The 20,763-nt window shown below is 69.9% G+C and carries 17 protein-coding genes and 1 riboswitch; of the genes, 8 read left to right on the top strand and 9 right to left on the bottom strand.

Features of this window, described 5'->3' with window-relative positions; genetic code table 11:
* Window positions 1-70: 70 nt before the first annotated feature.
* The 7 genes from ACFYO0_RS39880 to ACFYO0_RS39850 form a co-directional block, all read right to left on the bottom strand.
* Complete coding sequence (locus ACFYO0_RS39880) at window positions 71-763, bottom strand: response regulator (protein ID WP_388686279.1); 693 nt, start codon at window positions 761-763, stop codon at window positions 71-73.
* A 284-nt stretch (window positions 764-1,047) separates the two neighbouring features.
* Window positions 1,048-1,728: a response regulator gene (locus ACFYO0_RS39875; protein WP_386344779.1), complete on the bottom strand. Its 681-nt coding sequence runs from the start codon at window positions 1,726-1,728 to the stop codon at window positions 1,048-1,050.
* Window positions 1,725-3,431: an ATP-binding protein gene (locus tag ACFYO0_RS39870; protein ID WP_388686277.1), complete on the bottom strand. Its 1,707-nt coding sequence runs from the start codon at window positions 3,429-3,431 to the stop codon at window positions 1,725-1,727. Before ACFYO0_RS39870 ends, ACFYO0_RS39875 begins: the two co-directional genes overlap by 4 nt.
* A 71-nt stretch (window positions 3,432-3,502) precedes the next feature.
* Window positions 3,503-4,453 (bottom strand): sucrase ferredoxin, encoded by a 951-nt coding sequence (locus tag ACFYO0_RS39865; RefSeq protein ID WP_388686276.1) that lies wholly within the window; start codon window positions 4,451-4,453, stop codon window positions 3,503-3,505.
* 66 nt (window positions 4,454-4,519) lie between these two features.
* A complete protein-coding gene (locus ACFYO0_RS39860) occupies window positions 4,520-5,137 on the bottom strand; it encodes a DUF6082 family protein (RefSeq protein ID WP_388686275.1) in 618 nt (205 codons plus the stop codon).
* 218 nt (window positions 5,138-5,355) lie between these two features.
* Window positions 5,356-5,592 (bottom strand): hypothetical protein, encoded by a 237-nt coding sequence (locus ACFYO0_RS39855; protein WP_388686273.1) that lies wholly within the window; start codon window positions 5,590-5,592, stop codon window positions 5,356-5,358.
* 369 nt (window positions 5,593-5,961) lie between these two features.
* Window positions 5,962-6,465 carry a DUF6082 family protein gene (locus ACFYO0_RS39850; protein ID WP_388686271.1) on the bottom strand — a complete coding sequence of 168 codons (504 nt, stop codon included), beginning with the start codon at window positions 6,463-6,465 and terminating at the stop codon, window positions 5,962-5,964.
* 325 nt (window positions 6,466-6,790) lie between these two features.
* Between ACFYO0_RS39850 and ACFYO0_RS39845 the strand changes: the two genes are divergently transcribed.
* Window positions 6,791-7,942 carry a CobW family GTP-binding protein gene (locus ACFYO0_RS39845; RefSeq protein WP_388686269.1) on the top strand — a complete coding sequence of 384 codons (1,152 nt, stop codon included), beginning with the start codon at window positions 6,791-6,793 and terminating at the stop codon, window positions 7,940-7,942.
* Between the two features lie 7 nt (window positions 7,943-7,949).
* Here ACFYO0_RS39845 and ACFYO0_RS39840 read toward each other — a convergent pair whose 3' ends face one another.
* A complete protein-coding gene (locus tag ACFYO0_RS39840; RefSeq protein WP_388686267.1) occupies window positions 7,950-10,400 on the bottom strand; it encodes a DNA topoisomerase (ATP-hydrolyzing) subunit A in 2,451 nt (816 codons plus the stop codon).
* Between the two features lie 236 nt (window positions 10,401-10,636).
* Between ACFYO0_RS39840 and ACFYO0_RS39835 the strand changes: the two genes are divergently transcribed.
* The 4 genes from ACFYO0_RS39835 to ACFYO0_RS39820 all read left to right on the top strand — a co-directional run bounded on the left by ACFYO0_RS39835 (window position 10,637) and on the right by ACFYO0_RS39820 (window position 15,458).
* Window positions 10,637-11,980 (top strand): M16 family metallopeptidase, encoded by a 1,344-nt coding sequence (locus tag ACFYO0_RS39835; protein ID WP_388686265.1) that lies wholly within the window; start codon window positions 10,637-10,639, stop codon window positions 11,978-11,980.
* The gene (locus ACFYO0_RS39830; RefSeq protein ID WP_388686263.1) at window positions 11,977-13,368 is read left to right on the top strand and encodes a M16 family metallopeptidase; all 1,392 of its coding nucleotides are present in this window, start codon (window positions 11,977-11,979) and stop codon (window positions 13,366-13,368) included. Before ACFYO0_RS39835 ends, ACFYO0_RS39830 begins: the two co-directional genes overlap by 4 nt.
* A 215-nt stretch (window positions 13,369-13,583) precedes the next feature.
* Window positions 13,584-13,742: riboswitch (cyclic di-AMP (ydaO/yuaA leader) on the top strand.
* Between the two features lie 12 nt (window positions 13,743-13,754).
* Window positions 13,755-14,543, top strand: coding sequence for a M23 family metallopeptidase (locus ACFYO0_RS39825; RefSeq protein ID WP_388686262.1), 789 nt, complete (start codon window positions 13,755-13,757; stop codon window positions 14,541-14,543).
* Between the two features lie 219 nt (window positions 14,544-14,762).
* Entirely contained in the window at window positions 14,763-15,458 is a 696-nt protein-coding gene (locus tag ACFYO0_RS39820; protein WP_388686260.1) for a GntR family transcriptional regulator, read from the top strand.
* A 220-nt stretch (window positions 15,459-15,678) separates the two neighbouring features.
* Here ACFYO0_RS39820 and ACFYO0_RS39815 read toward each other — a convergent pair whose 3' ends face one another.
* The gene (locus tag ACFYO0_RS39815) at window positions 15,679-15,960 is read right to left on the bottom strand and encodes an HPr family phosphocarrier protein (RefSeq protein WP_189324765.1); all 282 of its coding nucleotides are present in this window, start codon (window positions 15,958-15,960) and stop codon (window positions 15,679-15,681) included.
* 170 nt (window positions 15,961-16,130) lie between these two features.
* On the opposite strand from ACFYO0_RS39815, the gene ACFYO0_RS39810 reads away from it, so the two are divergent.
* Genes ACFYO0_RS39810 through ACFYO0_RS39800 form a run of 3 tightly spaced genes read left to right on the top strand, consistent with a single transcriptional unit; the run spans window position 16,131 to window position 20,757 of the window.
* Window positions 16,131-18,935 carry a GNAT family N-acetyltransferase gene (locus ACFYO0_RS39810; protein ID WP_388686259.1) on the top strand — a complete coding sequence of 935 codons (2,805 nt, stop codon included), beginning with the start codon at window positions 16,131-16,133 and terminating at the stop codon, window positions 18,933-18,935.
* Between the two features lie 41 nt (window positions 18,936-18,976).
* Window positions 18,977-19,564 carry a DUF5998 family protein gene (locus ACFYO0_RS39805; protein WP_165339181.1) on the top strand — a complete coding sequence of 196 codons (588 nt, stop codon included), beginning with the start codon at window positions 18,977-18,979 and terminating at the stop codon, window positions 19,562-19,564.
* A complete protein-coding gene (locus ACFYO0_RS39800) occupies window positions 19,564-20,757 on the top strand; it encodes an alkaline phosphatase family protein (protein WP_388686257.1) in 1,194 nt (397 codons plus the stop codon). The genes ACFYO0_RS39805 and ACFYO0_RS39800 overlap by 1 nt, the downstream gene beginning before the upstream one ends.
* Window positions 20,758-20,763: the final 6 nt, after the last annotated feature.

Below are 20,763 nucleotides of genomic sequence, written 5' to 3'. Positions count from 1 at the left end.
GGGGCGCGATATCGCACCGGCCTTCACGAAGCCGCCTGGGCATCCCAAGCGGCCGAAGCGACCAAGTGCCTCAGGGCGCCACCCACGCGTAGCGGTGCTCGGGGCGTCCCGTGTCCCCGTACTTGAGGGTGAGCCGCAGCCGTCCGGCCTGTTCCAGGTGGCGGAGATAGCGCTGGGCGGTGGAGCGGCTGAGCCCGGTCCGGGCGGCGACCTCGTGGGCCGACAGCGGATGGTCGGCCTCGTGCAGGATTTTGCAGATCAGATCCGTGGTGGGTTCCGAGTGTCCGCTGGGCAGGCCGGGCGAGGAGGCCGTGGGCGTCGTACGCAGCGCGCCGAAGATCCGGTCGACCTGCTCCTGGCCCGACACGCCCTGGCCCTCCACCCGCTCGACGGTGCGGTGCAGGGCGGCGTACGAATCGAGGCGGGTGCGCAGAGCGGCGAAGGTGAACGGCTTGACCAGATAGTGCAGGGCGCCGAGGCGCATCGCGGCCCGCACGGTCTCCACATCACCGGCCGCCGTGATCATGATGACGTCGCAGTCGTGGCCGAGTTCCCGCATCCGCTGGACGAGTTCGAGACCCGTCCGGTCGGGCAGGTAGTGGTCGAGCAGCACCAAGTCGACGGGTTCGCGGGCCACGGTGGCCAGGGCCTGAGCCGCGGTGTGCGCGCGGGCTGTGACCCGGAAGCCGGGCACTTTGCCCACGTACTGGGCGTTGATCTCGGCGACACGGAAGTCGTCGTCCACGACCAGGACGTCAATCATCGGGCCTCACTTCCCGAGCCCGAGCCTGCGTCGAGCCCGTGCTCCGGCTCCAGTGTTGTAGCGCGAGCAAAACGAGCACAACACGCTTTTGTAAGCAGAAGAAGGCCTTGCGCTCACAAGACTGCTGCTCTTGCACACGGCACCTCTACGGTCGCAAGGCATGTACGCAGACCCAGAGTTGGCGAACAAACAGGCTGCGGGCTGAGTTTCCTCGCACGGCTGGCCTCCCCTGACAGCCGTGCAGAGGTGGGCGCGGTTGCGATTCCCGTACTTCGACCGTGCCCTCAGGCGCGGGTCGCCCAGACGTAACGGTGCTCCGGGCGGCCCGCGTCGCCGTACCTGAGGCTCAGCGTCGCCCTCCCGGTGCGTTCCAGGAGCTTCAGATAGCGCTGGGCGGTCTGTCGGCTGAGCCCCGTCCGGTCCGCGATCTCCTGGGCCGACAGGGGGCCTTCGGCACTGAGCAGCGCCTGGCGTACGGCCTGCGCGGTGGTGGGGGAGTGCCCCTTGGGCAGATTCGGCTCCGAACCCGCGGAGAGAGCGCCGAAGATCCGGTCGACCTCGGCCTGTTCGGCCTCGCCTCCGCCGTCGAGGGTCCGGCGCAGCGCCGCGTACGCCTCCAGCTTGGCGCGCAGTCCGGCGAAGGCGAACGGCTTGACCAAGTACTGGAGCGCGCCGTGCCGCATCGCGGCCTGGACCGTGGAGACGTCACGGGCCGCGGTCACCATGATCACGTCGGTCTGGTGGCCGCGCCGCCGCATCTCCTGGACGACCGCGAGGCCCGTCTCGTCGGGCAGATAGTGGTCGAGGAGCACCAGATCCAACTGCGGCAGCGCCTCCACCTGCCGCAACGCCTCGGCCGCGGAGTGCGCCTCGCCCGCGACATGAAAGCCCGCGACCTTCTCCACGTAGGCGGCGTTGACCCGGGCGACCCGGGTGTCGTCGTCCACGACCAGCACCTCGATCATCGCGACTCCTCCTTGGTGGTCGTGGTGCCTGCCACGGCGGCTTCCCGCGCCTCGTATCTGACGCCGGCCCGCCCGGGCTCCGGGGCGAGTCCCGGCTCCGCCAGCGTCTCCGGCAGCACGATGGTGAACTCCGCACCCCCGCCGTCCGCCTCCGCGACCTGAGCACTGCCGCCCTGCCGCTCGGCGAGCCGCCGCACCAAGGAGAGGCCGATCCCGCGCTTGCCGTGAGCCGGAGGCCTCTTGGTGGACCATCCGTCGGTGAAGATCAACTCACGCTGCTCGGCGGGGACTCCGGGCCCGGTGTCCCGCACCCTGAGTACCGCCGTACGTCCCTCCGCGCGCAATTCGACCTCCACGCGCGCGTGCTGCTTGCCGGCGACGGCGTCGAGCGCGTTGTCGACCAGGTTGCCCACAATCGTGACCAGTCCACGCGGATCGATCAGCTCGTCGGGGAACAGCGTTCTGTCCGAGATCCACAGCGCCACGCCACGCTCCGCCGCGACAGTGGCCTTGCCGACCAACAGGGCGGCGAGCAGCGGATCGTGGATCTTCTCCGTGACCTGTTCCGCGGTGGCCCTGTGATCGCCGACCACCTCTCCGACGAACTCCACGGCGTCCTCGTACATCTCCAGCTCCAGCAGGCCGAGAAGCGTGTGCATGCGGTTGGCGTGCTCGTGGTCCTGGGCACGCAGGGCGTCGATCAGGCCGCGGGTGGAGTCGAGTTCGCGCCCGAGCTGCTCCAGTTCGGTGCGGTCGCGCAGCGTGGCGACGGCGCCGCCGTCGTCGGTGGGCATCCGGTTGGCGACCAGGACGCGCTGACCGCGGACGGTGAGCAGATCGGTGCCGGTGAAACGTCCTGCCAGTACATCGGTCGTACGTCCCTCACCGAGGGCCTCGTCGAGCGGCTGCCCGACCACCTCGTCGCCGATGCCCAGCAGGCGCTGTGCCTCGTCGTTGAGGAGCCGGATCCTGCCGCCGCGGTCCAGGGCGACGACGCCCTCCCTGATGCCGTGCAGCATCGCCTCGCGTTCCGCGAGTAGCGCGGCGATGTCCGAGAAGGCCAGGTCGCGGGTCTGCCTCTGGACTCGCCTGGAGATCAGATATGCGGCAAGGGCGCCGACGGCCAGGGCCCCGCCCGCGTACGCGAAGAGGCCCGGGATCGCGTTGAGGAGCCGGGCGCGCACGCTGTCGTACTCGATGCCGACGGAGACCGCTCCCACGATGTCGCCGTCGGCGCCGCGCAACGGCACCTTGCCGCGCGCCGAGCGGCCCAGCGTCCCGCTGTCGATCTCCATGACCTCGTGGCCGGCCAGGGCCTGCCCGGGGTCGGTCGAGACGACGCTGCCGATCCGTTCGGGGTCGGTATGCGACCAGCGCACGCCGTCCGTGTTCATCACCACGACGTACTCGGCCCCGCTGGCCTTCCGGATCCGCTCCGCCTCGGTCTGTACGGGCCCATCGGCCGCGGGTCGCGTCGATGTCAGCTCCTCGGCGAGCTGCGGCCGCGCGGCCGTGGTCTGCGCGATCGCCAGGGCGCGGCGCATCGCCTGGTCGTCCAGCTGGTCGCTGAGCGGAGCGAGGAACAGGCCGGTCGCGAGCACGGCGACTCCGGCGGCGATCGCCACCTGCATCAGCAGCACCTGCGAAAACATCCGTTTCGGCATGCCGAGGCGGAGCCGACGGGCAGGGGGAGTGGGACTCATGCCTATGACGGTACGGGGGTGGGCGCGCCGAGCCGTAGGGGTGTGGCGTGGATCTCTGGAGTGCGGCGTGATCAGCGGGCTACGAGACTTGCCGCAGCCGGACGGGCCAGTTCACGCACCGCGAGTACGTCCATCCGGGCCGGGGAGCCGAGGGCAGAGCCGCAGCTTTCCTGGCGGGGCGGCAGCGAGGCGCCCTGGGCGACGGTGACGCGCCAGATGCGGCCGTCGGTGTGGGCGACGGTCACGTCCCAGCGCGGCGCCGTGCCGTCCGTGCGGACGACGGTGAGCGTGTCCGCGGCCTCCTCGCCGGTCGCCGTGCGCACCGCGAGCTCGGCCGCCTGGCCGGGGCGCTCCCAGGCGGAGCTCCCGCGGCACCCTTCGGTGACCACACGCCCTTCCCGTACGCCCTGGAGTATCTCCTTGACGGCAGGGGCCTCCGCACGCCCGTACGCGTAGCCGAACGGGAGCACGAGGAATGTGGGTGAGAAGCGGTGGCCTCCCAGGTGGGTGACTTCCCATGCGCCGTCCACTCCGGAGGCGGCGAGCTCGGCAGCGAGGGGGCGGCCGAGGAGGGCGCAGCAGCGGTCGCGCTTGCCGTTGGTGCAGACGAGGGCGAGGGGGTCGCCGGTGTGGGGGCGGCCGTCGAGAACCGTGTCGAAGGTGCCGGATGCGCCTCCGCCCAGTGCGGCGAAGTCAAGTTTGAGCAGCTGCTCGGGGTCTGACGTTGTGGCGCTGCGCAGCCATACGTTTCCAGGAGCGGTGTGGGCCGCGTACACCTGGCGCTCGGCAACCGCGTGGCAGTCGGCGTGCCGCCCAGGGCGGCGGATCAGCGCGATGCGTACGCCTGTGCCCTCCGTGGCCTTCTCCAGAGTGCGGCCGAGGTCGGGATCCAGATGGCTCGAGGTCAGCGCTTTGGCACCCCAGGGGCCGGGCTGTTCCAGCAGCAGCCACGTCCTCGCGGGGGCGGCGGTCCCCGCAAGGGGCTCGTCCAGGTCCCGGGAGACCTTCGTGCACGTACTCACGGAGGTAAGCCTAACCTGAGTTACCTGCAGTGGCTCCGGTGCTTGTGGGCTCAGAGTGATGAAGGTCTATGGCTGAGGTGCTCCGCCCAACGCTGCTTCGTTGATCGCTCGCTCGAAGATCCGGAAGAGCCGCCCCTCGTCGCTGTCTGGAGGCAGGGACGCCTTCGCGGCCCGAGACGCGCTCCAATAGCGGCGGAACGCGGGACTCTGGACCAGTGCCCGCGCATGAGCAAGTAGTTCGGCCTCTGTGATGTCTCCCCACCCGTAGACGAGCACGTAGTGGCTGAAGATGAGGTTGGCGAAGAGGTGTTGCCGTAACACGGAGTGGGGTTGGCCCGGATAATCGTTCCAAATTTCAGAGAGAGAGGGGTCGTCCATCGACATGTGCGTGAGCTGAACGTGCAGGCTGCGCATATCCGCCGCGGCGCTCCTGCGGAGTTCGGCACGAGATGCGGCCAACTCATCGCGTTGGAGGGACAGTTCCTTACGCTGGAGCTGGAGTTCTCGCTGCTGGAAGAGGAGCGTTGTGACAAGCAGGAGCAGCGCCATGCCCGAGAAGACCGCGCTCGCGGCGCCGAAGTAGTCGCCCAGATCGCTGCGTTCAGCTGCGTTCCGCTGACTGCCGTTCACCCGCTCGACGCCGTCGATCAGCCAGCCGCTGACGATGATGGAAGCGGCGCCCACGAGGACGAGCCCGGCTACGGCTGTGGCCAACCAGGCGGAGATGCGTGCCGCCGAACGCCATGCAGCATTTCTCGCCACGATCCCTCCCGGAGTCCGCCAAATACTTCCCGGTACGGGGTGCGGAAAACCGGGCAGCCCTCGCTGGCTATGCGAAAGGCCCGGCATTGTGTCGATGCCGGGCCGAAAGCGTCTCAACCGTGTGCGCGGGATTCCTGATCTCAGGCGTCCGGGATGTCTGCTTTCGCGCGTACGAGAGTCTCGCGTGTGATCACCACGATCCGCTCGTAGTCGGCCCGTGCGGCGTCGGGCGGAAGCTCGCTGTCGAGCTCAGCTGTGGCCTCGGTCCCGATGACGGCGAAGCGGCCATCACTGAGCTCGAAGATGTCGGGGCATGACTGACCAGTGACGCTGCCTCGCTCGCGTGGTGTAGCCCCGACGCGTCGCACGATCTTCACGGATAGGTACCAGCCTTATAACTCGGAGTGATGGACGTCGCCCGAGTTACAGGTGGGTCGGAGCGGTCTCCAAGCAGGGGTCTTTGTCGGAGCGTGGCGATCTCCGAGCGGGGGGTGTTCGTCGGAGATGTGAGTCTCCGAGCATGGGTGTTCGCCGGAGTATGCCCACAGAGCGGGCAGGTGACACACTATTTGGTTTCTGTTGCTGGTGGGACTCAAAACCGATGCTCCGGCGGAGTGAATCTTACTGAGCCGCTTGACGGTGTGCGGTGTTTGGGTGATAAGCGACATCAGGGATGTTTGGTGGCCCACGGTGCGCGGTGGCATGCGGAAGCCAAGAGCAGCGAGGGGATCCGCGACGGAGTGGAATCAAAGGGATTCTTCGGGCGGCGCCCCCACGACCCACCATTCGTCGGTGTCGGAATCGGCCTGCTCCTGCATCAAGTCGTCCATCATCTGGCCCAATTGGGCCTCTTCGGACGAGTCGGGCAGGCTCTCTCGGTGATGCTGGGTCGCCGCCCAGTACTCCTGGAAGATCCTGTTCTGGCACATGATGCGGAGGTGTCCGTGGAGCTCTTGTCGGGTCAGGGCACCGATCCGGTGAAAGTACAGAGCGTTGGTATAGAGAGCGTTCGCGAAGAGGTACTGCCGCTGCTTCTCAGGGGCGAGGTCGACCTCGTACGTGTTGAGGACCGCGGCGAGGGCAGGGTCGACCATGGCCTTGCAGAGCAGGTCGAAATGGAGCCGGTGCTGTTCGGTCAGTGCGGCACGCCTGCGGTGCCGGGTCCCCGCCTCTGCGACGAACCCGGCCGCGGACGCGAGCCTCCCCCGGGCGGCAGAAAGCCACCCCTTCAACATACTCTGTGTGGCCATGTCAACCCCCGAATCAGGCGCCCGTCCGCCGGTCGTCGGGTGCGGGTCGACAGGGAACGGACCGGCGAGCGGGTGGGTGGCGCGCTTGCCGCCCTCCAGAGTGCCGAGCGGCTCTGATCGGCTGGGAGGCGGCGAAGAGGGCGCACAGAGGGAAGCGCGGGTCGCGTTTCCTGGCGCCATGCCCAACGTGTGCCCCGCGAGCGCCGCTAACAATCGTTCACTTCGCGGGGTTTCCACCGGCTCGTATCCTGAGTCGGCATTCAATCCTCGTAACGAGAGCCGGAACACGAGCCGGTGCACGCATCGGTGTGAGAGAGGTCGTGTGTTGAGTCCTGCGAGCCCCCAGCAGATCCCGGTCGTCGTCCTCGCGGGCTTCCTCGGCTCCGGTAAGACCACGCTGCTCAACCACCTCCTGCACAGCAGCGGAGGCAGCCGTATCGGGGCCGTCGTCAATGACTTCGGGGCGATCGAGATCGACGCGATGGCGGTTGCCGGGGCGTTGGGGGACTCGACCGTCTCCCTCGGGAACGGGTGTCTGTGCTGCGCGGTCGACGCAAGCGAACTCGACGTCTACCTGGATCGGCTCGCCCAGCCCTCGGCCGGTATCGACGTCATCGTCATCGAGGCGAGCGGCCTCGCCGAGCCGCAGGAGCTGGTGCGGATGCTCCTCGCCAGTGAGAACCCTCGCGTCGTCTACGGCGGGCTCGTGGAGGTCGTCGACGCCGCCGAGTTCGACGACACGAGGCAGAAGCATCCCGAGATCGACCGGCACCTCGGCCTCGCCGATCTCGTCGTCGTCAACAAGGCGGACCGGGCAGAGGACCCCGAGCGTGTACACCGACTCGTCCGGACGCTGAATGATCGCGCCGCCGTCGTCCCCGCCACGTATGGGCGGATCGACCCGGCGCTCCTCTTCGACTGCAAGCCGTCCACGGAGCGGATCGGGCAGTTGTCCTTCGACGACCTGTATGAGGACGGCCCTGAGCACGGCCCCGGGCACAGCCATGGCGAGGGCCACGAGGACGGTAGCCGGCATGCCGGACACCTGCACTCCGCCTACGAATCCCTCGCCTTCACCTCCGAAGTGCCCCTCAGCCCGCGCCGGTTGATGGACTTCCTCGACGGCAGGCCGGAGGGTCTCTACCGCATCAAGGGACACGTCGATTTCGGCGCGGCAGACATCCGCAACCGGTATGTCGTGCATGCCGTGGGCCGGTTCCTGCGGTTCTACCCGGAGGCCTGGGCGCCCGGCGGGGAACGCCTCACCCAGCTCGTCCTCATCGGCTCCGGCATCAACGCCCCTGCTCTCGGCAAGGAGTTGGAGGCGTGCAAGGAAGACGCCCCGCACGCCGACGAGCACAGCATGTGGGGCGTTCTCCGCTACGTACAGGACCCCGATGTACAGGACCCCGATGTACAGGACCTCGACGTACAGGCCAGGAGCCCGGAGCCCGTGGAACCGAGCCCCGAAGCCTGAGGCCTGATCAGACCGGTCCCGCCACCACCGACACCGTCTTCGGCAGTGAGACGCCCGAGCCGTCGCGGCGCGGGTCCATCTCCGGCAGGTCGGCCGGCGTGCCGTTCTTCTGCGCGGCCCGGGCCGGAGCAGGGCCGGCCCAGGCCAGGCTGAGGCAGTCCTCGCCCTTCAGGAACCGCTGGCAGCGCACACCGCCCGTGGCGCGGCCCTTGCGCGGGTACTGGTCGAAGGGCGTCAGTTTCGCGGTCGTCTGGACCGAGTCGTCGAGGGTGCCACGCGAGCCCGCCACCGTGAAGACCACCGCGTCCGCGGCCGGGTCGACGGCCGTGAAGGAGATCACCTTGGCCCCTTCGGTGAGCTTGATGCCCGCCACGCCGCCGGCGGGCCGGCCCTGCGGGCGGACCTGGGAGGCCTGGTAGCGCAGTAGCTGTGCGTCGTCGGTGATGAAGACGAGGTCCTCCTCGCCCGTGCGTAGCTCGGCCGCGCCGACGATCCGGTCGCCCTCCTTGAGCGTGATGACCTCCAACTCCTCCTTGTTGGACGGGTAGTCGGGCACCACACGCTTGACCACACCTTGCTGTGTGCCGAGCGCCAGACCCGGCGAGGACTCGTCGAGCGTGGTCAGGCAGACGACCTCCTCGTCGCCCTCCAGGGTGAGGAACTCCGCGATCGGGGCTCCCCCGGCGAGGTTGGGTGCCGCGGTCGTCTCGGGCAGTTGTGGAAGGTCGATGACGTTGATGCGCAGCAGCCGTCCGGCCGACGTGACCGCGCCCACCTCGCCCTGGGCCGTCGCCGGGACGGCCGAGACGATCAGATCGTGCTTGGCGCGCTTGCCGTCGCTCTCTCCGAAGGGGTCACCGTTCGCCGTACGTGCGAGAAGTCCCGTCGACGACAGCAGTACCCGGCACGGATCGTCGGCCACCTGCAGCGGTACGGCCGCGGCGGTGGCCCCCGAGGACTCGAGCAGCACCGTACGCCGCGGGGTGCCGAACTTCTTGGCCACCGCGGCCAGTTCGCCCGACACCAGCTTGCGCAGCTCGGCGTCCGACTCCAGGATGCGGGTCAGTTCCTCGATCTCGCTCTTGAGCCGGTCGCGCTCCGACTCCAGCTCGATGCGGTCGAACCTGGTGAGCCGGCGCAGCGGGGTGTCCAGGATGTACTGCGTCTGGACCTCGCTCAGCGAGAAGTGCTCGATCAGGCGCTCCTTGGCCTGTGCGGAGTTGTCGCTGGAGCGGATGATGCGGATGACCTCGTCGATGTCCAGGAGAGCGACCAGCAGCCCCTCGACCAGATGCAGCCGGTCCCGCTTCTTGCCGCGGCGGAACTCCGACCTCCGCCGCACGACCTCGAAGCGGTGGTCGAGGTAGACCTCCAGAAGCTCCTTGAGGCCGAGCGTGAGGGGCTGGCCGTCCACCAGCGCGACGTTGTTGATGCCGAAGGACTCCTCCATGGGAGTCAGCTTGTAGAGCTGCTCCAGGACGGCCTCCGGCACGAAACCGTTCTTGATCTCGATGACCAGGCGCAGGCCGTGCGCGCGGTCGGTGAGGTCCTTGACGTCGGCGATGCCCTGCAGCTTCTTGGCGCCGACCAGGTCCTTGATCTTGGCGATCACCTTCTCCGGGCCCACGGTGAAGGGGAGCTCCGTGACGACGATGCCCTTCCTGCGCGCCGTCACGTTCTCCACCGACACCGTCGCGCGGATCTTGAAGCTGCCGCGGCCCGACTCGTACGCGTCCCTGATCCCGGAGAGGCCGACGATCTTTCCGCCCGTGGGCAGGTCGGGCCCCGGGATGTGCTTCATGAGCGTCTCGAGATCGGCGCCCGGGTACCGGATCAGATGCCGGGCGGCGGCGATCACCTCGCCGAGGTTGTGCGGCGGCATGTTCGTGGCCATACCGACCGCGATGCCCGACGCGCCGTTCACCAGCAGGTTCGGATATGCGGCCGGGAGGACGCCAGGTTCCTGCTCCTGGCCGTCGTAGTTCGGGGCGAAGTCGACCGTGTTCTCGTCGATCGACTCCGTCATCAGGGAGGTCGCGTCGGCCATCCGGCACTCGGTGTACCGCATGGCGGCCGGCGGGTCGTCGTTGCCCAGCGAGCCGAAGTTGCCGTGGCCGTCCACCAGGGGCAGGCGCATCGAGAAGGGCTGAGCCAGGCGCACCAGGGCGTCGTAGATCGACGCGTCGCCGTGGGGGTGCAACTTACCCATGACCTCGCCGACGACGCGGGCGCACTTCACATAGCCGCGGTCGGGGCGCAGCCCCATCTCGTTCATCTGGTAGACGATGCGGCGGTGCACCGGCTTGAGACCGTCACGGGCGTCCGGCAGGGCCCTGGAATAGATCACCGAGTACGCGTACTCGAGGAAGGAGCCCTGCATCTCGTCGACGACGTCGATGTCGAGGATGCGCTCCTCGAAGTCGTCTGGCGGCGGGGTCTTCGTGCTGCGGCGGGCCATCGCTGCTGCGACTCCTTCACAGTGTCTGCCGGGGCATGAACGGGTTCTGACGAGCTCCATTGTGGACCGCCGCACTGACAACCCGGACCACGCCCCATGCACAGGGGTCCGGGCGGGCACCGGCCCGCTCGCTCTCGGCGTAGCCGTTCCGGGAACTTCGCCAGCTGTCAGCGCGCTTGCATACAGTGGCATGACTAGCAGGAATTCAGCAGTTTTCCGCGATCGAAGGGACGTACATGCCCATGGGTCACACGGCCACCGCCGAGGCCGGCTCCGGCGGGCTGACAGCGACCGAGCACCGCCTGGCCAACGGCCTGCGCGTGGTGCTCTCCGAAGATCATCTGACCCCGGTCGCGGCGGTGTGCCTCTGGTACGACGTCGGCTCACGCCACGAGGTCAAGGGACGCACCGGACTTGCCCACCTCTTCGAGCATCTGATGTTCCAGGGCTCGGGCCAGGTGAAGGGCAACGGCCACTTCGAACTGGTGCAGGGCGCGGGCGGTTCGCTCAACGGCACGACCAGTTTCGAGCGCACCAACTACTTCGAGACCATGCCCGCCCACCAGCTGGAGCTCGCCCTCTGGCTGGAGGCCGACCGTATGGGCTCGCTGCTCACCGCGCTCGACGACGAGTCGATGGAGAACCAGCGGGACGTCGTCAAGAACGAGCGCCGCCAGCGCTATGACAACGTCCCCTACGGCACCGCTTTCGAGAAGCTGACCGCCCTCGCGTACCCGGAGGGCCACCCCTACCACCACACCCCGATCGGGTCGATGGCCGACCTGGACGCGGCGACGCTGGAGGACGCGCGCGCCTTCTTCCGCACCTACTACGCGCCCAACAACGCCGTCCTGTCGATCGTCGGCGACATCGACCCGGAGGCGACGCTCGCCTGGGTCGAGAAGTACTTCGGCTCCATCCCGGGGCACGACGGCAAGCCCGCCCCGCGCGACGGCTCCCTGCCGGACACCATCGGGGAGCAGCTGCGTGAGGTCGTCGAGGAGGAGGTCCCGGCGCGCGCGCTGATGGCCGCCTACCGGCTCCCGGAGGACGGCACGCGCGCGTGCGACGCGGCCGACCTCGCCCTGACCGTCCTCGGCGGCGGTGAGTCGTCCCGCCTCTACAACCGCCTCGTGCGCCGGGACCGTACGGCTGTGGCTGCCGGTTTCGGTCTGCTGCGCCTGGCCGGAGCGCCCTCCCTGGGCTGGCTCGATGTGAAGACCTCCGGGGATGTCGAGGTCCCCGTCATCGAGGCGGCCGTCGACGAGGAGCTCGCCCGGTTCGCCGAGGAGGGCCCCACGGCCGAGGAAATGGAGCGTGCCCAGGCCCAGTTGGAGCGCGAGTGGCTGGACCGGCTCGGTACGGTCGCCGGCCGCGCCGACGAACTGTGCCGGTACGCCGTCCTGTTCGGCGACCCGCAGCTTGCCCTGACCGCCGTACAGCGCGTGCTCGACGTCACGGCCGAAGAGGTCCAGGAGGCCGCCAAGTCCCGCCTGCGCCCCGACAACCGCGCGGTGCTCGTGTACGAGCCGATCGCCACCGACGAGGAGACCGCCACCGACGAGGAGAGCGCCCAGTGACCGAGGCCACCGTGACCATGGACTTCCACCCCCAGCCCCAGGCCGGCGAGGCCAAACCGTGGGCCTTCCCGGCGCCCGAGCGCGGTGCGCTCGGCAACGGCCTGACGCTGCTGCGCTGCCACCGCCCCGGCCAGCAGGTCGTCGCCGTGGAAGTCCTCCTGAACGCACCGCTTGAGGCTGAGCCGAAGGGCCTGGACGGTATCGCCACGATCATGGCGCGTGCCTTCTCCGAAGGCACCGACAAGCACTCCGCCGAGGAGTTCGCCGCCGAGCTGGAGCGCTGCGGCGCCACGCTGGACGCGCACGCCGACCACCCGGGCGTACGCCTGAGCCTCGAAGTCCCCGTGTCGCGGCTCCAGAAGGCGCTCGGCCTGCTCGCCGACGCCCTCAGGGCGCCCGCCTTCGCGGACAGCGAGGTCGAACGCCTCGTCCGCAACCGGCTCGACGAGATTCCGCACGAGACCGCCAACCCGGCCCGCCGCGCCGCCAAGGAGCTCTCCAAGGAGCTCTTCCCGGCGACCTCGCGCATGTCGCGCCCGCGCCAGGGCACCGAGGAGACGGTTGCGAGCATCGACTCGGCGGCCGTACGCGCCTTCTACGAGAAGCATGTACGCCCCGCCACCACCACCGCGGTCGTCGTCGGCGACCTCACCGGTGTCGACCTCGACGCGATGCTCGGCGAGACGCTCGGCGCCTGGACCGGCTCGCCGGCCGAGGCGCGTCCCGTGCCTCCGGTGACCGCCGACGACACCGGCCGCGTGGTCATCGTCGACCGTCCCGGAGCCGTCCAGACACAGCTGCTCATCGGCCGCGTCGGCGCCGACCGGCACGACCGTGTGTGGCCCGCCCAGGTGCTCGGCACGTACTGCCTCGGCGGCACCCTCACCTCGCGTCTTGACCGCGTCCTACGCGAGGAAAAGGGCTACACCTACGGTGTGCGGGCGTTCGGCCAGGTGCTGCGCTCCGCCCCGGACGGCACGGGCGCCGCGATGCTCGCCATCAGTGGCTCGGTGGACACGCCGAACACCGGCCCGGCGCTCGACGACCTCTGGAAGGTGCTGCGTACGCTCGCGGCCGAGGGCCTGACGGACACCGAGCGCGACATCGCCGTACAGAACCTCGTGGGCGTGGCGCCGCTCAAGTACGAGACCGCAGCCGCCGTCGCCGGCACGCTCGCCGACCAGGTCGAGCAGCACCTGCCGGACGACTTCCAGGCGACGCTGTACCGCCAACTCGCCGCGACGGGCACCGTGGAGGCCACCGCGGCCGCCGTGAGCGCCTTCCCGGTGGACCGTCTGGTGACCGTCCTCGTCGGGGACGCTGCCCAGATCGAGGAGCCCGTCAAGGCCCTCGGAATCGGTGAGGTGAGTGTGGTCCCGGCCGAGTAGAGCCGCCCCCACATCTCCGGGGACCCTGGAGGCTTATGGGCCTCCAGGGTCCTTCTTTGTCCAAATTGATTGGATTGGTTGGGAGTTGGTATGGAGGTTGTGTGTCTGCCCTGTGGCGTGCGCTACAAAAGCCGTCATCCGTTTGTTGTTTGAGAGATGGCCCGCTTAGCGTCGGTCCGGCTGTTCGTCAGGCAGTGCGCCGCATCCGCGGCACCGGACAGTCATCGCCGAGTCCCCGTACGGCGCGAGCCAGGGGAGCCGGGGACCCACCGCAGTCCCTGGGGTGAATCGGGCGCCCTCCTGGAGGGAGTCCGTAGGAGACCTTCCTGCTCCGAACCCGTCAGCTAACCCGGTAGGCGAGAAGGAAGGAAAGGACCAGCCACTTCATGGCGTTCACCCGCGCCACCGGGAAGCACCGTCGCCCGAGCCGTACGAAGCGCACGTCCTCGAGGACCGTGGGCGTCGCGACGCTCGCCACCACCGGTGTCATCGGCACCCTGGCCGCCCCGGCGTTCGCCGGCCCGGCCTCGGTCAAGCAGACAGGGCTGACCCAGGCCGTCACCATGGGCGACTCGGTCGCCGACCAGATCGACGCCCAGGCCCACGCCCAGCGGCAGGCCGCCGAGGAGGCCGCCGCCCGCGAGGCGGCCGAGGAGGCCGCCAGGAAGCGGGCCGCCGAGCAGAAGGCCCGGGCCGAGGCGAAGGCCAAGGCGGAGCGCGAGGCCAAGGAGCGCGCCGCCCGCGAGGCCGAGCGCAAGCGCCTGCTCAACTCCTTCGTCTCGCCGATCAGCGACTCGTACGTCTCCACCGGCTACAAGGCCGGCGGCTCCGTCTGGTCCTCCGGCAGTCACACCGGCATCGACTTCCACGCCGCCAGCGGCACCACCGTCCGCGCCGTGGGTGCCGGTACCGTCGTAGAGGCCGGCTTCGAGGGCTCGTACGGCAACCAGGTCGTCATCAAGATGAACGACGGCACGTACACGCAGTACGCCCACATGTCGTCCCTCTCCGTCTCCGTCGGCCAGAGCGTCACCCCGGGCCAGCAGATAGGCCTCTCCGGGGCGACCGGCAACGTCACCGGAGCACACCTCCACTTCGAGGCGCGTACGTCCCAGGAGTACGGCTCGGACATGGACCCCCTCGCCTACCTCCGGTCGCACGGCGTGAACGTCTGACGGCTCGGGAGCTCCACCGCACCCTCCCTAAGGCCCCGGCTCACCGAGCCGGGGCTTTCGTGCATGCCGACGGGACGACTGCCTGTTCTGCGCGACTATGTGTCCAAAAAAACTCCATGGATTCCGGCCCGCCATCGGAATTTCCGGCTCTCTGCAATAGAGTCACCGAACGAGCGTCAATCAACCGCGTTTCGCGGGGATTAAGGCGGAGGTCCGGTCATGCGTATTCCCGCGCACTCGGTATGCACGGCGATCCGTGACGACATCGTCGCGGGTGTCTACGAACGCGGCAGCCGGCTCACCGAGGAACTGCTCGCGCGTCGCTACGGCGTCTCGCGGGTCCCCGTGCGGGAGGCGCTGCGCACGCTGGAGGCGGAGGGCTTCGTCGTCACGCGCCGCCACGCGGGCGCGTGCGTCGCGGAACCCACCGAGCAGGAGGCCGCCGACCTCCTGGAGATGCGCATGCTCCTGGAGCCGCTGGGCGCCGCGCGCGCCGCGCAGCGGCGGACGGAGGCGCACCTCAAGGTGCTGCGAGGCCTCGTCAGGCTGGGGCAGGAGCGGGCCAGGAGGGGCCAGGGCGAGGATCTGCGCTCGCTGGGCGGCTGGTTCCACGAGACGCTCGCGCAGGCCTCCGGCAGCCCCGCGCTGACCTCGATGCTCACCCAGCTGCGGCACAAGATCGCCTGGATGTACTCGGTCGAGGCGCCGGCCCATCCCGCCGAGTCCTGGTCGGAGCACGGCGGCATCGTGGACGCCGTCGCGCGCGGCGACAGCGAGCGGGCCCGGGCCATCACGGCCCTGCACACCGAGCGGGCGACGGCCGCGCACCGGCTGCGCTTTCCCGAGCGCGGTGATCGCGTGGAGCGTGTGAGGACTTCGCAACACCCCGTAAACACGGCGAGCGTGCGGCATTAACAGTGGCGCCGTATACAAAGGGGAGTAATTCGCGGGGCATTATTTTTGCTGCCTGTAATCTGGAATTGTAAAGGGCCCGCCCGGTATTTTGGGCGAGCCCTTTTGGTGCATGTGCGGGACGGCGTTTTTGATGCGACGACCGCAGCGACCATCAATTGAGGAACCCCGACGGCGCGCAACCAGGTCCGCGAGAGCGCGCCGGTTCAGGCGCAAAGGGGTCTCACACGGTTTCCGGCAGCTCCTCAAGTCCCTCCGCGACCAGCTTGGCCAGGCGGTCGAGCGCGGCGTCCGCGCCCTCGGCGTCGGAGGCCAGGACGATCTCCTCGCCGCCCTTGGCGCCCAGGCCGAGCACCGCGAGCATGGAAGCGGCGTTGACGGGGTTGCCGTCCGCCTTGGCGATCGTCACGGGGACGCCGGCGGCCGTGGCCGCGCGGACGAAGATGGAGGCGGGGCGGGCGTGGAGGCCCTCGGCCCAGCCGACGTTGACGCGGCGCTCAGCCATGTGATGCTGCCCTTCAGGTGTCTCAGGTTGTCTAGACCACTATCCCATACCGTGAAGCGTCCCCGAGAGGGTGTCGAGCCCGTCGGAGGCCAGGAGCCCGTGCGGGGGCCCGAGTCGGGCACCCGCACGGGCTCGCGCCATTGTCGGACACGAGCCGTACTCTGGGGCCCATGCAGACCTCGTCGGACCGGCACGAGTATCCCGCCCACTGGGAGGCCGACGTCGTGCTGCGCGACGGCGGCACCGCGCGCATCCGGCCGATCACGGCCGACGACGCCGACCGCCTGGTCAGCTTCTACGAGCAGGTGTCCGACGAGTCGAAGTACTACCGCTTCTTCGCGCCGTACCCGCGCCTGTCCGCAAAGGATGTCCACCGCTTCACGCACCACGACTTTGTGGACCGGGTGGGACTCGCGGCCACGGTCGGCGGCGAGTTCATCGCCACCGTACGCTACGACCGCATCAACGCCGAGGGTCTGTCCGCGTCTGCTCCTGCCGACGAGGCCGAGGTCGCCTTCCTCGTGCAGGACGCCCACCAGGGCCGCGGCGTGGCCTCCGCGCTGCTGGAGCACATCGCCGCGGTGGCCCGAGAGCGCGGCATCCGCCGGTTCGCCGCCGAGGTGCTGCCCGCCAACAGCAAGATGATCAAGGTGTTCACGGACGCCGGCTACCAGCAGCAGCGCAGCTTCGAAGACGGCGTCGTGCGCCTGGAGTTCGACCTGGAGCCCACCGACCGTTCACGCGCGGTGCAGTGGGCCCGGGAGCAGCGGGCCGAGGCGCGGTCCGTGGCCCGGCTCCTCACGCCTGGTTCGGTCGCCGTCATCGGGGCGGGCCGCGCACCCGGGGGAGTGGGGCGCAGCGTCCTCGACAACCTCCGCGGGGCCGGGTTCAGCGGACGTCTGTACGCGGTGAACAGGGCCCTGCAGGAGAAGGAGCTCGGCGGGGTCGCGGCGTACCGCTCGGTCCGCGACATCCCCGGCCCCGTCGATCTCGCCGTGGTCGCCGTCCCGGCCGAGCACGTCCCCCAGGCCGTCGCCGACTGCGGTGAGCACGGCGTGCAGGGGCTCGTCGTGATCTCCGCGGGGTACGCCGACAGCGGCCCCGAAGGGCGGGAGCGCCAGCGTGAACTCGTGCGTCACGCGCGCGCGTACGGCATGCGCATCATCGGACCCAACGCCTTCGGGGTCATCAACACCGCACCGGATGTACGGCTCAACGCCTCGCTCGCGCCCGAGATGCCGCGGGCCGGACGCATCGGTCTGTTCGCGCAGTCCGGTGCCATCGGGATCGCGCTGCTGTCCCGGCTGCAGCGGCGCGGCGGGGGCGTCACGGGCGTGACGGGAGTGTCGACGTTCATCTCCTCGGGCAACCGCGCGGACGTGTCCGGCAACGACGTACTGCAGTACTGGTACGACGACCCCGACACCGATGTCGCGCTCATGTACCTCGAATCCATCGGCAACCCACGGAAGTTCACGCGCCTCGCGCGGCGGACCGCCGCGGCCAAGCCGCTCGTCGTCGTCCAGGGCGCGCGGCACGGCGGGGCCGCACCTCCGGGACATGCCGTACGGGCCACACGGCTGCCGCACGCGACCGTCTCCGCGCTGCTGCGGCAGGCCGGGGTCATCCGGGTGGACACGATCACCGAGCTCGTCGACGCCGGCCTGTTGCTGGCACGCCAGCCCCTGCCCGCCGGGCCCCGTGTGGCGATCCTCGGAAACTCCGAGTCGCTGGGGCTGCTCACCTACGACGCCTGTCTCGCCGAAGGACTTCGGCCGTTGCCGCCGCTGGATCTGACCACGGCGGCATCCGCGGATGATTTCCATGCGGCGCTCTCACATGCGCTGGCCGATGACGCCTGTGACGCCGTCGTGGTCACGGCCATACCAGCGGTCGGTGAGACGTCCGCGGCCGACGCACCCCTCGCCGAGGCGCTCCGCTCGGCCGCGGCGGCGTCCCCGGCGAAGCCGGTGCTCGTGGTCCATGTGGAGCTCGGCGGGCTTGCCGAAGCGCTCTCCGCCGCCGCCAGCACCGCGCCCCATGCCGTCGAGCCCCAGGTGCCGCCGCCCGTCGAACGCCCAGCGGCACAGGCCCCCGCGGACGAATCCCGTCTCATCCCCGCCTACCCCGCGGCCGAACGTGCCGTCCGCGCCCTCGCCGAAGCCGTCAGGTACGGGCAGTGGCGCCGGGACGCCGCCGAGCCCGGCCGGGTGCCCGAGTTCGAGGACATCGACGAGAAGGGGGCCGCCGAGCAGATCGACGCTCTGCTGGCGAAGGGCGACCCGGCCGGGCTCATGCTCGGCCTCGACGACACCTGCACGCTGCTCGGCCGGTATGGCATCGACGTACGCCGTGCCCTGCCCGCCCCGACGCCCGACGAAGCCGTCGCGGCGGCCGAGCGCTCCGGCTACCCCGTGGCGCTGAAGGCCACCGCCCCGCACCTGCGGCACCGCGCCGATCTGGGCGGCGTACGACTGGATCTGGCGGACGAGGAGCAACTGCGGCGGGCGTACGCCGAATTGACCGAACTCTTCGGGAAGCCCGCCGAACTGCGCCCGGTGGTGCAGAGCATGGCGCCCCGCGGCGTCGACACCGTCGTCCGCGCCGTGATCGACCCGGCGGCCGGAGCGGTGCTCTCGTTCGGGCTCGCCGGAGCCGCCTCGGAGCTGCTCGGCGACACCGCGCACAGGTTGATTCCGGTCACCGACCGGGATGCGGCCTCGCTGGTCCGATCAATCCGGACGGCACCGCTCCTCTTCGGCTGGCGGGGCTCGGCACCGGCGGACACGGCGGCGCTGGAGGAGCTGCTGTTGCGCCTGTCGCGCCTTGTGGACGACCACCCGGAGGTCGTCTCCGTCACCCTGGAGCCCGTGGTCGTCGCCCCGCGCGGGCTGTCGGCGCTCGGTGCCTCCGTGCGGCTCGCGCCCCCGCCCGCCCGTGGCGACCTCGGTCCGCGCACACTTCCTGTGTACTGATCGGTCCCTCGCAGTCAGTGCGCCCCCGTAGGATGGGCGCCATGGCCAAGACCAGTACATCGACCCAGGGGCTGCGAGCGGCGATCGAGCGCAGCGGCTACTACCCGGCCCTCGTGGCCGAGGCGGTGGAGGCCGCTGTCGGCGGCGAGGCCATCCGGTCGTTTCTGGTCCACCAGGAGACGACGTTCGACGCCAACGAGGTGCGTCGGCATGTGACGGTGCTCGTCCTCACCGACAACCGCTTCATCGTGAGCCACACCGACGAGCAGGCCGCTGACAGTACGTCGCCGACGCCGTACGCGACGACGTCCACCGAGTCCGTGAAGCTTGGCCGGATCTCGTCGGTCGTTCTCAGCCGGGTCGTCGCCAACCCGGAGAAGTACGTGCCCGGGACACTGCCCCGAGAGGTCGTTCTCACCATCGGCTGGGGCGCGGTCTCCCGCCTCGACCTGGAGCCGGCCGCCTGCGGGGACCCCAACTGCGAGGCGGACCACGGCTATACGGGCAGCTCGACGGCGGACGACCTCAGCCTGCGCGTCAGCGAGGCCGGGGACGGCCCGGACGCCGTGCGTCAGACGCTCGCCTTCGCCCAGTCGCTCTCCGAGGCGACCGCGGACGTCACCCCGTAATGGCGCAGCCCCTCTGGGACCACCCGGAACCCCTCACCGTCGAGTCCGCACCCGTGCCGGAGTACGGCTCCGGTTCGCTTGCCGATCTGCTGCCCACGCTCGCCGCGGGCATGGGCGTACCGAGTCAGACCGCCACGCTCACGGGCCTGACTCCGGCCGACCGGAACTGCGTCTTCCTGATCGACGGCCTCGGCTGGGAGCAGCTGAAGGCGCACCCCGACGAGGCCCCCTTCATGAGCTCCCTCCTGGGCAGCTCCCGCGGTGGCACCGGCCGGCCGATCACCGCCGCCTACCCCGCGACCACCGCCACCTCACTCGCCACGGTCGGTACGGGGCTGCCGCCGGGCGTCCACGGCCTGCCCGGCTACACCGTGCGCAATCCGGAGACCGGCGAGCTGATGAACCAGCTCCGCTGGAACCCGTGGACACCGCCGGACGTCTGGCAGCCGTACCCCACCGTCTTCCAGCTCGCCGACGCGGCAGGCGTGCACACCGCACAGGTCTCCTCGCCGACCTTCCAGAACACGCCCCTGACGAAGATCGCGCTGAGCGGCGGAACATTCCACGGGCGCCTCTCCGGCGAGGAGCGCATGGACCTCGCCGCCGAGCAACTGGCCGCCGGCGACCGCTCGTTGGTCTATACGTACTACGCCGAGGTGGACGGCAAGGGCCACCGCTTCGGCGTCGACTCGGACCCCTGGCGCGGACAGCTCATGTACGTGGACCGCTTGGTCCAGCGCCTGGCCGAGCAACTGCCGCCCCGCACGGCCCTGTACATCACCGCAGACCACGGCATGATCGACATTCCCTTCGACGAGCTGCATCGCATCGACTTCGACGAGGACTGGGAGCTGCGCGCCGGCGTCGCCCTGCTCGGCGGCGAGGGCCGCGCCCGGCATGTGTACGCCGTCCCCGGCGCCGAATCGGACGTCCTGACCTGCTGGCGTGAGGTGCTCGGCGAGCAGTTCTGGGTGGCGTCCCGGGACGAGGCGATCGCTGCGGGCTGGTTCGGGCGGCCCGACCGGATCGAGGAGCGGGTGTACGCCCGTATCGGCGACGTGGTCGCGGCGGCCCGCGACGACGTCCTCCTCATCGCCTCACAGCGGGAGCCGAAGGAGTCGTCGATGCTCGGCAACCACGGTTCGCTGACCCCCGCCGAGCAGCTGGTCCCGCTGCTCGAAGTACGCTCCTGATCGTCG

It is taken from the genome of Streptomyces sp. NPDC006365 (genome assembly GCF_042870755.1).
Classification (GTDB): domain Bacteria; phylum Actinomycetota; class Actinomycetes; order Streptomycetales; family Streptomycetaceae; genus Streptomyces; species Streptomyces xiangluensis.
The sequence above is the reverse complement of the archived record's forward strand: the minus strand, read 5'-3'. Positions and strand labels throughout refer to the sequence as shown.